At 69.6% G+C, this 13199-nt stretch carries 11 protein-coding genes; 10 read left to right on the top strand and 1 reads right to left on the bottom strand.

The window, feature by feature from the left end; genetic code table 11:
• Nucleotides 1-72: 72 nt before the first annotated feature.
• The 7 genes from AC1DWC_RS17580 to AC1DWC_RS17610 all read left to right on the top strand — a co-directional run bounded on the left by AC1DWC_RS17580 (nt 73) and on the right by AC1DWC_RS17610 (nt 7324).
• Nucleotides 73-816, top strand: a complete 744-nt coding sequence (locus AC1DWC_RS17580) for a TetR/AcrR family transcriptional regulator (RefSeq protein ID WP_477910059.1) — start codon at nt 73-75, stop codon at nt 814-816.
• A 204-nt stretch (nt 817-1020) separates the two neighbouring features.
• On the top strand, nt 1021-2205 hold the full coding sequence (locus AC1DWC_RS17585; protein ID WP_477910061.1) for an ABC transporter substrate-binding protein: 1185 nt from the start codon (nt 1021-1023) through the stop codon (nt 2203-2205).
• Nucleotides 2206-2220: 15 nt separating this feature from the next.
• Nucleotides 2221-3096, top strand: coding sequence for a branched-chain amino acid ABC transporter permease (locus tag AC1DWC_RS17590; RefSeq protein ID WP_477910063.1), 876 nt, complete (start codon nt 2221-2223; stop codon nt 3094-3096).
• A complete protein-coding gene (locus AC1DWC_RS17595) occupies nt 3096-4163 on the top strand; it encodes a branched-chain amino acid ABC transporter permease (RefSeq protein ID WP_477910065.1) in 1068 nt (355 codons plus the stop codon). Before AC1DWC_RS17590 ends, AC1DWC_RS17595 begins: the two co-directional genes overlap by 1 nt.
• Entirely contained in the window at nt 4160-4963 is an 804-nt protein-coding gene (locus AC1DWC_RS17600) for an ABC transporter ATP-binding protein (RefSeq protein ID WP_477910067.1), read from the top strand. Before AC1DWC_RS17595 ends, AC1DWC_RS17600 begins: the two co-directional genes overlap by 4 nt.
• Nucleotides 4960-5673 (top strand): ABC transporter ATP-binding protein, encoded by a 714-nt coding sequence (locus AC1DWC_RS17605; RefSeq protein WP_477910069.1) that lies wholly within the window; start codon nt 4960-4962, stop codon nt 5671-5673. Before AC1DWC_RS17600 ends, AC1DWC_RS17605 begins: the two co-directional genes overlap by 4 nt.
• 4 nt (nt 5674-5677) lie before the next feature.
• Entirely contained in the window at nt 5678-7324 is a 1647-nt protein-coding gene (locus AC1DWC_RS17610; RefSeq protein WP_477910071.1) for a class I adenylate-forming enzyme family protein, read from the top strand.
• Nucleotides 7325-7365: 41 nt separating this feature from the next.
• Here AC1DWC_RS17610 and ramB read toward each other — a convergent pair whose 3' ends face one another.
• On the bottom strand, nt 7366-8778 hold the full coding sequence (gene ramB, locus AC1DWC_RS17615) for an acetate metabolism transcriptional regulator RamB (protein WP_477910073.1): 1413 nt from the start codon (nt 8776-8778) through the stop codon (nt 7366-7368).
• A 294-nt stretch (nt 8779-9072) separates the two neighbouring features.
• On the opposite strand from ramB, the gene AC1DWC_RS17620 reads away from it, so the two are divergent.
• The 3 genes from AC1DWC_RS17620 to AC1DWC_RS17630 all read left to right on the top strand — a co-directional run bounded on the left by AC1DWC_RS17620 (nt 9073) and on the right by AC1DWC_RS17630 (nt 13083).
• Complete coding sequence (locus AC1DWC_RS17620; RefSeq protein ID WP_477910075.1) at nt 9073-10191, top strand: lipase family protein; 1119 nt, start codon at nt 9073-9075, stop codon at nt 10189-10191.
• A 537-nt stretch (nt 10192-10728) separates the two neighbouring features.
• Complete coding sequence (gene aceA / locus AC1DWC_RS17625; protein WP_072842538.1) at nt 10729-12018, top strand: isocitrate lyase; 1290 nt, start codon at nt 10729-10731, stop codon at nt 12016-12018.
• A gap of 168 nt (nt 12019-12186) precedes the next feature.
• Nucleotides 12187-13083, top strand: a complete 897-nt coding sequence (locus AC1DWC_RS17630; protein WP_072842539.1) for a 3-hydroxybutyryl-CoA dehydrogenase — start codon at nt 12187-12189, stop codon at nt 13081-13083.
• Nucleotides 13084-13199 lie beyond the last annotated feature (116 nt).

Consider the following 13199-nt stretch of genomic DNA (forward strand, 5'->3'; position numbering starts at 1 on the left):
ATCGGCGGCGTCGGACGGAACGGTGTCGCTTGGCGAGACGTCCGACCGTGGCGGCGCCACGAGGGGGACCCGATGAGCACTGCCCGCCGCGACGAGATTCTCCTTCACGCCGCGCAGCTGTTCTGCGAGCGGGGGGTCGCCGGCACCACCGTCCGCGACATCGCCGATGCGGTCGGCATCCTGTCCGGGAGCCTCTACCACTACTTCGGTTCCAAGGACGCGATCGCCCTCGAGATCGTGGTGACCTTCCTCGACGACCTCAACGAGCGTTACGAGACGACGACCGACCCCGCGCTGTCCGCGCGGGAGCGGCTCTCGCAGATGGTCGCGCAGTCGTTCGCGGCCGCGGCGGACCACCCGTTCGCCACCGAGATCTACCAGAACGAGGGCTGGCTGTCCGCGCAGCCCGCCGAGAGCCGGATCGCCACGTCGGTCGCCCGCGCCCACGACTTCTGGCGGTCGGCGATCGGTCTCGGTGTGGCCGAGGGGGAGTTGCGCGACGACATCGACCCCGAGCACTTCCATCGGATGATCCGCGAGTCGGTGTGGTCGACGGTGAGGCTGTCCCGTCCGACCCTGCGGGAGTCGGCCGAGCAGTTGCGTCACGAGCTCATCACCGTGTTCCTGGACGGGTTTGCCAGCCCGGGCGCCGCCCGGCCGGCGGCCGGGCCGCGCCGTCCCGTCGCGCCCGTGGTGGCGGACGTCGGGAGTGCAGACCGGGCCGTTGCCGGTGCGGACGACCTCGCGGAGCTGAGGCGCGACCTGCGTGAGCTCGAGGACGCCGTGCGCGCGCTCCAGCGCGGCCGCGAGGGCTGACCCGGGGTCCACCCTCCCCGGCCCGGCGGCCCGGACTCTGCCCCGGCCGTCGGGGTCCCGATCGGTCGGCGCGTGGCAGCCGGGTTCCCCGCCTTTGACTTCCTCGTGTGACCCACGGCATACTCGCCCTGGCCAAGCGTCCAATCAAGCGCTTGATTGATTCGCCAATCGGGTGAAGGTTCGTGGCGACGACAGGAGTCGACTGTGAGAATCGGAAAGGCCGCGCCGCTACTGGTGGCCGCGGCCCTGGGGTTGACGGGCTGCGCGTCGGTGACCGCGATGTCGCCGGAGACGATCGTGATCGGGCTCGACGAGGACTCGACGGGGCCGGGCGCGTCGTACAGCACCATCGCGGGGCAGACCGTCCGGATCGCGGTCGACCTGCTCAACGAGCAGGGCGGAATCGACGGCAAGCGCGTCGAACTCGTCGTGGAGAACGACGAGAGCAGTCCGACCAAGACGCCGTCGATCATCCGCAAACTCGTCGACCAGGGCGCGAGCGCGGTGCTGCTCGCCACCGGCAGCGGTTCGGTGCTGCAGGCGAAGTCGGTGCTCACGCAGTCGCAGATCCCCGCCATCGCGCCGGTGGTACTCAGCGACGCCTTCGCCTCGGCGCCCGGCAACGACTACTCGTTCATGATCCCGAACTCCCTCAAGCAGTACGCCGAGGTGTACTGCGGGGCGTTCGAGAAGCTCGGCTACCGGACGCTCGGGATCCTCGGCGACGCCAGTGCCTCCATCGACGGCATCATCAAGACGCTGCGGCCGGCGCTGGAGAAGTGCGCGACCGTGACCACGGTCGAGAAGGCCCCGGTCGACGCCGCCGACCTGACCGCGCAGGCCTCCCGGGTGGTCGGGACCGCCCCCGACGCCATCCTGGTGGCCAGCATCGGCGGCCACTTCGAGATCCTCGCGCACAACACCCTCGCGAAGATCGCCCCGGACACCCAGCGCTTCTCGCTCGCCTCGATCGGCAACCAGCCCAAGTCGTGGGCGCTCGCCGACCCCGGCGCGCTCGACGGCATGGTCTACATGGGCAGCCTCAGTTCGGGCAACCCGCGCACGGCCGCGCTCACCGAGAAGCTGCGCGCGGTCAAGGGCCCCGACTACGTGCTCACCGCCTACGACGCCCAGGCGTACGACGCGGTGATGATTCTGGCCCGAGCCATCGAGATCGCCGGCGACCACACCGACCGCGTCAAGGTGCGCGACGGCCTGCAGCAGGTCTCGGGCCTGCCCGCGTCCTTCGGCCAGGACCGGCTGACCCTGTCGTTCGGCCCCGGCGACCACCTGGCACCGGACAGCCTGTGCGGCCTGGTCCTGGTCGACTTCGGTCCGGACAACCAGCCCAGTGGCCCCTGGGATTCCTACCAACCGCCGTGCAGCTGACGAAGGAGTCCCCGGATGACTGACGCACAACTCTGGCTCGCCGCCGTCGAGATCGGCGCCTTCTTCTCCCTGATCGCCCTGGGCATGTACCTGGTCGTGGTGGGAGCGGACTTCTTCAACTTCGCCATGGGGCCGTATGCCATGGCCGCGGCCATGGCCTGCAGCGCCGTCGTGGTCAATTACGGTGTGCCGCTGTGGCTTGCGCTCGTGCTCGGTGTGGCCGTGGGCGTCGTGCTGTCGGTGGCGACGGACCTGCTGGTGGTCCGGCAGGTCCAGAAGCGCTCCGGCCGAGGAGAACTCCCGGCACTGGTCGCGGTGACCGCAGTGCTGTTTGCGGTGCAGCAGCTCTCCGGCACGATCTTCGGGCGCACCCCGCTGCCCGGCCAGAAGCTCTTCGACGCCGAGCCGTTCACCGTCGCCGGCGCCACCGTCGACACCGCCTCCGTCACCCTGATCGGGGGCACACTGCTGGTGTTCGCGGTGGTGGGGATCTGGCTGCAGACCTCACAGACCGGTCGCCTGCTGCGCGCGGTCGGCGACAACCCGGACGCGGCGCGGGTGCTCGGGCTGCCGGTGGCCCGGATCCGTCTGGTGGCGTTCACGGCGGCGGGCGTCATCGCCGCCGTCGCGGGACTGCTGTTCGCGCCCAAGGCCGGCGTGCAGTTCACCAGTGGGCTCTCCTGGACCCTGACCGCCTTCCTGGCGCTGGTGATCGGCGGCACCGGCCGGAGCTGGGCACCGCTGATCGGCGGCATGCTGCTCGGGTTCGTCCAGGTGTTCGCCCCGTTCTACTTCGGTGCGAGCGCGGCGCAGACGGCGATTCTCGTTCTCGCGCTGGTCTTTTTCGCCTTCCGGCCGGAGGGCGTGTTCTCGAGGAAGGTGCGCGTCTGATGACCGTCACAACACGTTGGTCCGGCACCGGACGCGGGTCCGGCCGGACCGGTACTCCCGGTGACGCCGGCGCCGTCGCCGCGCCGCGTCGCGGGCGGAGGGCCCTGACCGGTATCGCGGTCGAGGCCGCGATCACCCTCACCGTGGTGGCCGTCGTCCTGGCGTGGATGGGCCCGAGCCTCTACCGGCAGGACCTGGTGTTCCTGGCCGCCACGTATTCCCTGATCGCCCTTGGCATGTACATCCCGTTCGTGATGGCGGGGTCGTTGTCGATGGCCTACAGCGCGTACGCCGCCATCGGCGCCTACGGGGTGGCGCTGATCTCGGTGCGCACCGGGCTGTCGATGTGGTGGGGCTGGATCCTCGGCGCGCTGGTTGCGGCGGTGGTGGCGGTGGTGCTCAGCCTGGCCACCCAGAAACTTTCCGGCTTCTACCTCGCCGCGGTGACCCTCCTGTTCGGCATGGCCTTCGAGCACTGGCTGATCGACGGGCCCGCCTTCACCGGTGGCTCCGCCGGCATCTCCGGCGTCGAGGCCGTCACGATCTTCGGCTGGCAGCCGCCGCGGTACGCCCTCGTCGTCCTGGCCATCGTGTTCGTCTGCCTGGTCGCGGTGGTGGTCGACCGGCTGCGCAAGTCGGTGTGGGGGTTGACGTTGCGCGCCTCGCGGGACAACAAGAACCTGGCCCGGTCCTCGGGCGTCAACCCCGCGCACCTGACGGTCGTCGCGCTCGCGGTCGGCGCCGCCATCGCGTCCACCGGCGGCTCGCTGTTCACGGTGTCCGTGCAGGCCGTCACGCCCGAGACCTTCACCCTGAGCATCGTCTTCCTGGCCATCTTCATGCCGATCATCGGCGGGCGGAACTCGGCCTGGGGCGCCCCGCTGGGCGCGGTGATCGTGGTGGTCGTGACCTTGAACATGCCCGGCTACCAGGGCAGCGGCGAACTGCTGCTGGCCCTCGCGGTGCTGGTGATCCTGATCGCGGCCCCGGGCGGGGTCATCGGCTGGGTCCAGTCGGCGCTGACGCGGCTGGTACCGCGGTCGAACAACGGAAGGGAACAGCTGTGAGCGAGAGCATCGGGACGTCGCTGCTCGAGGAGACCGCGCTGCTCGAGATTCGGGGACTGACCAAGTCCTACGGCGGACTTCGTGCGGTCGACGACGTCTCCTTCACCGTCGCGCCGGGCGAGGTGATCGGCCTGGTCGGGCCCAACGGCGCCGGCAAGACCACCCTGGTCGACTGCATCTTCGGCACCCAGCAGGCCGACGCGGGCACCGTGCGACTGTCCGGGCGCGCGCTGACCGGCGGCAGCGCCCGGCGCGCCCGCCAGGAACTCTCGCGCACCTTCCAGCACCCGCAGTTGGCGCTGGAGCTGAGCGCGGTGGAGAACATCGTGCCCGGCATCTACGGGCACCGGATGCGCTCGCCGCTGCACTCGCTGTGGTGGGCGCTCAAGGGTCCGTTCGAGGACCCGTCCGTCGCCGACCGGCGGGCGCGCGCCGTCGCGGCCGAGTACTCGATCACCGACACCACCAGCAACTGCGGCGACCTGAGCCTGGGTGGGCAGCGGCTGGTGGAGGTGGCGCGGGCGATGGCGACCGACCCGCAGGTGCTGCTGCTCGACGAGCCGTTCGCCGGTGCCGACCACAACGGCATCGCGGCAATCGCCGGGGCGGTCCGTCAGATCCAGCAGCAGGGACGCGGGGTGGTCCTGGTCGACCACAACGTCGACCTCATCGCCGAGCTCGCCACCACCGTGGTCCTGCTCAACTTCGGTGCGGTCGCATTCCACGGCAGTCCCGCGGAATGCCTGGCGAGCGACGCCATGCGTGAGGTGTACTTCGGTGCGGGAGAGGAAAACACATGACAACGCTGGAGGTGCGCGACATCTGCGTGCGCTACGGCTCGGCGGTGGCGGTGCACGGCGCCACGTTCACGGCGCCGTCCGGCACCGTCACCGCGGTGGTCGGCCCCAACGGGGCGGGCAAGACGAGCCTGTTCGGGGCGGTCTACGGCTCCACCCGCGCCACCGGCTCGGTCACCGTCGACGGTCGGCGGGTGGACAACCTGCCCGCGGCCCGTCGGGTGCGGGAGGGCTTCGCCTACGTGCCGCAGGGCCGGCAGCTGTTCATGAAGATGTCGGTGCTCGAGAACCTGAGGGTGGGCGCGGACCTGCTCGGACTGGGCAAGGACTCCGTCGACTCCGCCCTCGACCGGTTCCCGGTGCTGCGTGAGCGCGCGCAGTCCTACGCGGGCGTGCTCAGCGGCGGCGAGCAGCAGATGCTCGTGCTCGGCCGGGCGCTGTTGGCGACGCCGAAGGTGCTGCTGCTCGACGAGATGACGACCGGCCTCGCACCGAAGATCGTGGGGCAACTGCGGACCCTGGTCGCGGACCTCGCGGCGGAGGGCGTGACCGTCCTGATCGCGGAGCCGTCGCTCGCCGCGCTGCGGCCGATCGTCCAGCGCGGCTACGTGATGCAGCGGGGAGAGGTCATCGTCGCCTGCGACGACGCCGCCGAACTGGACACCGCATACAAACAGTCGATGGGCGTCGTCGACGCCGTGAGGGGGAACTGACCTGATGGACCAGCAGACGACCACCGGTATCGAGGTCGGTGAGTTCGCGTCCGCCCCGGAGAAATTCCTGGGTGTGAGCATCAGTGAGATGGTGCGGCACTGGGCGTTGACCACCCCCGACGCGGTGGCATTCGTCAGCCCCGGCGCGCGCGTGACGTGGGCCGAGTACGACGCCGCGGCGGACCGTGTCGCGTCGGCGTTGGCGGTGCTTCCGGACGAGCACGCGCCGGTGGCGCTGTACCTGCCGGACACCGTGGTCTTCCACGCGGCGCTGTGCGGCGCCTACCGGGCCGGGCGCATCGCGGTCGGGATCGGATCGCGTTCGGGCATCAAGGAACTCGCTCACCTGATGGGCCGGGCGGGTTGCCGGACGCTGATCACCACCAGCACCCTGCGGGGTCAGGACAACGCCGGACTGGTCGACGAGTTGTCCGCTCGGGCAGGCATTCCCGACAACGTCGTGTTCCTCGACGAGCGCGGCGGCGTGGACGTGCAGGTGGCCGACGGGCCCGGTGCGCGGCGCACGGTGCACGTGACCGAGCGCCGGTTCGCGGCCACCAGTCCGCAGTTCTGCATCTCCGACGTCTCGATGCTCAACTCCACCTCCGGCACCACCGGACTGCCGAAGTTGGTCACCCAGACCGAGGAACGCTGGATCGCCTTCGCCCGGGTGGCGGCCGCGGCCGGACGGATCGGCCGCAGCGACGTGTTCTTCGGGGCCGTGCCGGCGCCCTTCGGCTTCGGGCTGTGGACCTCGCACTTCCTGCCCGCGCTGCTCGGCGCCCCCAACGTGGTGATGGAACGCTTCCACGTCGACACGATGATCGACCTGCTGGTCAGTGAGCGCGTGACGGTGCTCAACTGCGTCAGCACCCAGTTCAAGATGCTGCTGCGCTCCGAGCACGGGCGCACCGCGGATCTCGGTGCGCTGCGGGCGATGTTCACCGGCGGCGAGGCGGTGCCGTACTCCGAGGCGCTCGCGTTCGAGGAGCGCACCGGGGCCGCGGTGCTGCAGTTCTACGGATCCAACGAGACCGGGGCGGTGAGCGTCACCACGGTCGACGACGACCCCGAGACCCGGCTGCGTACCTGCGGGCATGTCATCGACAACATGCAGGTGCGGGTGTTCGACGATGCCGGCGCCGAGGTCCACGGAGACCAGCGCCGCGGCCAGCCCGGCGTCAACGGCCCGCTGATGTGCCACGGCTACTGGGACGACGACGACGCCAACCGCGAGCTCTACACCGCCGACGGCTGGATGCTGCTCGGCGACATCGTCGAGATCGACCGGGACAACCGGGTACGGGTGGTCGGACGCAAGGCGGACATCATCATTCGGGGTGGCAAGAACATCTCCGCCGTCGAGGTGGAGGAGTTCGTGCGCGCGCACCCGGCCGTGGTGCTGGTCTCCGTCGTCGGCGTCGAGGACGAGCTGTTCGGGGAGAAGGTCTGCGCGGTCGTGGTCACCGAGGACGGCTCGGACCTGCCGACCGCGGAGCTGACCGGCTGGCTGACCGCGAACGGCGTCACCCGCGAGTACATCCCAGAGCACGTCGTCACCGTGGGCCAGCTGCCGATGGCGCCCGGCGGCAAGGTCGCCAAGGGCGAGGTGAAGTCGCTGGCCGCCGCCCGGGTCATGGCGACCGCGTAGCCCGACGCGGTCGGGGGTGACGCCGGCAGGGGTGACGCGGCTCAGTGGATCAGGTACGGCGAGACCGAGCTGCGGTGCTCGTTGATGTCGATGTCCTTGCCGAGCGGCGGGAAGGCGCGCTGCGGGCAGTTGGTCCGCTCGCAGACGCGGCAGCCGGCGCCGATCGGGGTGGCGATCTCTCGGTTGTCGAGGTCCAGCGCGTCGCCGTAGACGCTGCGGCCGGCGTGCCGCAGCTCGCAGCCGAGGCCGATGGCGAAGGTCTTGCCCGGCTGGCCGTACCGCACCGCGCGGCGCTCGACGGTGCGGGCCACCCACAGGTAGCTGCGGCCGTCCGGCATCTGCGCGATCTGGGTCATGATCTTGCCCGGGTACGCGAACGACTCGTAGACGTTCCACAGCGGGCAGGTGCCGCCGCTGGACGAGAAGTGGAAACCGGTGGCGGACTGGCGTTTCGACATGTTCCCGGCACGGTCGACGCGGACGAAGGAGAACGGGATGCCGCGCTGCTTGGGCCGCTGCATCGTCGAGAGACGGTGGCAGATGGTCTCGTAACTCTGCGAGAAGAACGCGGAGAGCCGTTCGATGTCGTAGCGGAACTCCTCGGCCACGTCGTGGAACTGGCCGTACGGCAGCACCGTGGCCGCGGCGAAGTAGTTGGCCAGGCCGAGCCTCGCCAGCGAGCGTGACGCGTCGGAGGTGAAGCCGCCCTCGTCGACGAGCTTGTCCAGCAGGTCGCCGCACTCGAGGAAGGCGAGCTCGGCCGCGAACTTGAACACCCGCTGACCGCCCGAGAGGTGCGGGGAAATCTCCAGGACCCGGCCGACGGGGTCGTACCGGTGCAGGACACCCTCGCCGAGGTCGATGCGCTGGACGATCTGCACGTCGTGCACCGTCTCGAGACGGCGGGCGATCTCGCCCGCCACGTCGCCGCGGTGGAAGCGCATCCGCGCGGTGAGGTCCTCGGCGGCGGTGTCGAGCTCGTGCAGGTAGTTCTGACGCTGGTAGAAGTAGTCCCGCACCTCCTCGTGCGGCATGGTGATCGAGCCGCTGCCGCTGCCGTCGCTGTACCGGTCCTCGGTGGCGGCGGCCAACTGCATCGTGGTGTTCCGGTACCGGCGGTGCATGTTGACCATCGCCTTGGCCAGGCTCGGGTGCGCGGAGACCATCGCGGCGATCTCGTGGGCGTCGGCCTCGATGCCCATCTCCTGGTCGAGCGCGACCTCCCGCAGCTCGGCGATCAGGCGGGTGTCGTCCTGTGAGGAGAAGAAGCTGGTGTCGACGCCGAACACCTCGGTGATGCGCAGCAGCACCGGCACCGTCAGCGGGCGCACGTCGTGCTCGATCTGGTTCAGGTAGCTCGCCGAGATCTCCAGGGTCTGGGCGAGCGCGGCCTGGCTCATCCCACGTTCGGCGCGCAGCTGTCTCAGTCGCGCTCCCACGAAGGTCTTGGCCATTTCACCAGGCTACGAGGGGTTCGAAGGCTTGGCAACCTATGGTTTGCAGAATTAGCGGCGCGGGCCGCGGGCGGCTCCTACGCTGGTGTCAGGTACAGCGAGGGGCGGCCGAGATGGTCATCTCGAGGCGCCGGGTCCGCACCCCACGGGTCCGGCGACGCCGGGCGAACGGCGGGTCCGTTCGCTCGATGACGGCGGCGGCCGGGGCGGCGTTGCTGGTGTGCGCGCTGCTGGCGCCCGGCGCGGTCGCGGACCCGGATCCCGGCCCGTCGCCGCCGCGGCACGACACCCGCGGTGGCCGCGACGCCGCTCGGCGACCGGTGGTTCGACCCGCCGGCCGGCTTCGGGTCCGCGGCCGCCGGCACCGTCCTGCACACCCGCCCGGTGGTGGTGTCGCCCCTCCCCGCCCCGGTCGTCTCCACCCAGCTCCTGGTCCGTTCGACCGACGCGAAGGGCCGGCCGGTGCCGGTCGCGACCACCGTCATCGTGCCGTCCGCGCCGTGGTCCGGGGCGGGGCCGAGGCCGGTGCTGGCCTACAACATGGCCATCGACTCGCTCGGACAGGCCTGTGCGCCGTCCTGGACGCTCACCCATGGTGGCACGCTGGAAATTATTGCCGTGCAGTACTTCCTGTCCCGAGGTGACGCAGTCGTGGTGACCGACCACGAGGGGCCGAGGCAGGCGTACGCGGCGGGCCGGATGGCCGGTCACGCGGTGCTGGACGCGGTGCGCGGCGCCGTGCGCACACCCGCGCTCGGACTGGTGACCGACGCGCCGATCGCGATCACCGGGTACTCGGGCGGCGCCATCGCCAGCGGTTGGGCGGCGGAGCTGGCGCCGACCTATGCGCCCGAGCTGAACATCGTCGGTGCGGCGTTCGGCGGCACACCCGCCGACTGCCGGGTCCTGCTGGAGTCGATGAACGGGAAGAACCTGGCGTCCGGGGTGCTGCTGGGGGCGACGCTCGGGGTGGCCAGGGAGTACCCGGAACTGCTGTCCCTGTTCAACGAGAACGGCTGGCGTCTCGCCGAGGCCGCCCGGGACTTCTGCCTGCCCGCGCTGGGAGCCGCCGGAGCCCTGCTGCCGGTCCCGGTGCAGGCGCTGTCCGACGTCCCGCACGTCGTCGACACCCCGATTGCGCGGGAGGTATTGGCGGCGAACCGGTTGGGCGGGGCGGCGCCGACCGCCCCGGTGTTCCTCTACCAGGGGCAGCAGGACGTCTGGATTCCGCGGGAGAGCTCGGAGCACCTCTACGACGACTGGTGCGCGCGCGGTGCCAGGGTGCGCCTCGAGGAGTACCAGGGCGAGCACCAGACGGTCGCACTGTCCGGTGCGCCGGTGGCCGCCGCGTGGCTCGACGCCCGACTCGCGGGCGTCCCGGTCGCGCCCGGGTGCAGCACTCTCGGCAGGTGAGCGGGCTCGGTGGGCCGCGCTGTTCGCGTTGGCCGGGCAGTCGTTCGCGTCGCCCACCCCTTCACCGGATCACACACCTTTTCACCGGATCACACACTGAATGCACGCCCAACGGGTGTGTGAAATGGGCAAAAGGGATGTGCGGGTCATCGACTCCGTCAGAACCCGCCGCGGCCGGACCGGCTCGTCGGCCCGCCGCGTCCGTGATTGCGATCACAGCCGGCCCGGTCGAGGTGCCAGGTTCCGCGCAGCGGCCGCCGCTTCGTGTGAATCGACGTCCCCGGCTCGCCACCGCCGCTGCCTGCCGGTTTCCCCTACTTGCCGGTAACTTTCCGACCGGCGGGGCCGCTGAAACCCGTGCCAGAACTTAGCTAAGTTAGCAACGGGGGGTGAAAACCTAGCTAATATTGGCATTAGCAACAGGTAGACGGCTGTTTTTGGTTGTGCCACTCTCGATAAGTACACAAGAAGGGCCTGGCAAGGATGTGAAGCAGTACATCCGTACCGGACCAGCAGATACAAGAGAGTGGAGCCTCGATGTCGACCACCGGCACCCCGAAGACCGCAGCTGAGATCCAGCAGGATTGGGACACCAATCCTCGCTGGAAGGGCGTCACCCGTAACTACACGGCCGAGCAGGTCGTCAAGCTCCAGGGCACCGTCGTGGAGGAGGCCACCCTCGCTCGCCGTGGCTCGGAGATCCTGTGGGACCTCGTGAACAACGAGGACTACATCAACTCCCTCGGTGCCCTCACCGGCAACCAGGCCGTGCAGCAGGTGCGCGCCGGCCTCAAGGCCATCTACCTCTCCGGCTGGCAGGTCGCCGGCGACGCGAACCTCTCGGGTCACACCTACCCGGACCAGAGCCTCTACCCGGCCAACTCGGTGCCGCAGGTCGTCCGTCGCATCAACAACGCGCTGCTGCGCGCCGACGAGATCGCCAAGGTCGAGGGTGACACCTCGGTCGAGAACTGGCTCGCCCCGATCGTCGCGGACGGCGAGGCCGGCTTCGGCGGCGCGCTGAACGTCTACGAGCTGCAGAAGGCCATGATCGCGGCCGGCGTCGCCGGTTCGCACTGGGAGGACCAGCTCGCGTCGGAGAAGAAGTGCGGCCACCTCGGTGGCAAGGTGCTCATCCCGACCCAGCAGCACATCCGCACCCTGACCTCGGCGCGTCTCGCGGCCGACGTCGCGGACGTCCCGACGGTCGTCATCGCGCGTACCGACGCCGAGGCCGCCACCCTGATCACCTCCGACGTGGACGAGCGCGACCGCCCGTTCCTCGACGGCACCCGCACGGCCGAGGGCTTCTACGGCATCAAGAACGGCATCGAGCCCTGCATCGCTCGCGCCAAGGCCTACGCGCCGTACTCCGACCTCATCTGGATGGAGACCGGCGTGCCGGACCTCGAGGTCGCCAAGAAGTTCGCCGAGGCCGTCCGCAGCGAGTTCCCGGACCAGCTGCTGGCCTACAACTGCTCCCCGTCCTTCAACTGGAAGCAGCACCTGGACGACGCGACCATCGCGAAGTTCCAGAAGGAGCTCGGCGCGATGGGCTTCAAGTTCCAGTTCATCACCCTGGCCGGCTTCCACTCGCTGAACTACGGCATGTTCGACCTGGCGCACGGCTACGCCCGCGAGGGCATGACCGCCTTCGTCGACCTGCAGGAGCGCGAGTTCAAGGCCGCCGAGGAGCGTGGCTTCACCGCCATCAAGCACCAGCGTGAGGTCGGCGCCGGCTACTTCGACAGCATCGCCACCACGGTCGACCCGAACACCTCCACGGCGGCGCTGAAGGGCTCCACCGAAGAGGGCCAGTTCCACTAGACCCGAGCCGCCGCTCCGGGACTTCAACGCACCAGTCGGGCGGTCCGCAATTCGCGTTGCGGGCCGCCCGTGCCGGAGTCCGAGGCTTTTGGAAGTACCCGGTGAGTTACCCATGTACTCGCCAAATCTGTTGTCACCGAAGCGCAGTCAAGGTTGAGGAGATACGACGTGACCAGCGAAAAGATTCAGCGCGTCGGCGTGATCGGCGCCGGGATCATGGGTTCCGGAATCGCCGAGGTGTGCGCCCGCGCCCATGTCGACGTTCTGGTGTTCGAGCAGACTCGCGAGCTCGCAGCCGCCGGACGTTCACGCATCCTGCGCTCGCTCGACCGCGGCGTGAGCAGCGGCAAGATCACCGAGCGTGAGCGTGAGCAGGCCGCCTGGCGCCTGCGCTTCACCTCCGATCTCGGTGACTTCGCGGACCGACAGCTCGTCGTGGAGGCCGTCCTCGAGGACGAGAAGATCAAGAGTGAGATCTTCGCCGAACTCGACTCCATCGTCACGGACCCGAACGCGGTGCTGGCGTCCAACACGTCGTCGATCCCGATCATGAAGCTCGGCATCACCACCAAGCGTCCCGAGCGCGTCATCGGCATGCACTTCTTCAACCCGGTTCCGGTCCTCCCGCTCGTCGAGTTGGTGACGACGCTCAAGACCAGCGCCGCCGTCGCCGAGCGCGCGGAGGCCTTTGCCAGCGACATCCTCGGCAAGCAGGTCGTCCGGTCGGCCGACCGTTCGGGCTTCGTCGTCAACGCGCTGCTGGTTCCGTACCTGCTCTCCGCGATCCGCATGGTGGAGTCCGGTTTCGCCACCAAGGAAGACATCGACAAGGCGACGGTCCTCGGCCTCGCTCACCCGATGGGTCCGCTCGCGCTGACCGACCTGGTGGGCCTGGACACCGTCAAGTCCATCGCCGACTCGATGTACGAGGAGTTCAAGGAGCCGCTCTACTCGGCGCCCCCGCTGCTCCTGCGCATGGTCGAGGCCGGACTGACCGGAAAGAAGTCGGGTGCCGGCTTCTACGAGTACGGCGAGAACGGCCGCGCCAGCAAGCAAGCCAGCTAGCCAGAGACACACACTGGTATGCGTCCCGCGCCCGTGCGCCTTTTCACAGCTGTCACAGTGAAAATGGTGCACGGGCGCGTAGCGCATCACGGGGAGTGACATTTCGGCGGCAGTGA

The organism is Rhodococcus sp. P4_C10 (assembly GCF_056402135.1).

Excerpts from the sequence above, each read along its gene's own strand:
- AC1DWC_RS17580 (WP_477910059.1), top strand. The coding sequence starts at position 73 with ATGAGCACTGCCCGCCGCGACGAGATTCTCCTTCACGCCGCGCAGCTG.
- AC1DWC_RS17590 (WP_477910063.1), top strand. The coding sequence starts at position 2,221 with ATGACTGACGCACAACTCTGGCTCGCCGCCGTCGAGATCGGCGCCTTC.
- AC1DWC_RS17595 (WP_477910065.1), top strand. The coding sequence starts at position 3,096 with ATGACCGTCACAACACGTTGGTCCGGCACCGGACGCGGGTCCGGCCGG.
- AC1DWC_RS17605 (WP_477910069.1), top strand. The coding sequence starts at position 4,960 with ATGACAACGCTGGAGGTGCGCGACATCTGCGTGCGCTACGGCTCGGCG.
- AC1DWC_RS17610 (WP_477910071.1), top strand. The coding sequence starts at position 5,678 with ATGGACCAGCAGACGACCACCGGTATCGAGGTCGGTGAGTTCGCGTCC.
- ramB (WP_477910073.1), bottom strand. The coding sequence starts at position 8,778 with ATGGCCAAGACCTTCGTGGGAGCGCGACTGAGACAGCTGCGCGCCGAA.
- aceA (WP_072842538.1), top strand. The coding sequence starts at position 10,729 with ATGTCGACCACCGGCACCCCGAAGACCGCAGCTGAGATCCAGCAGGAT.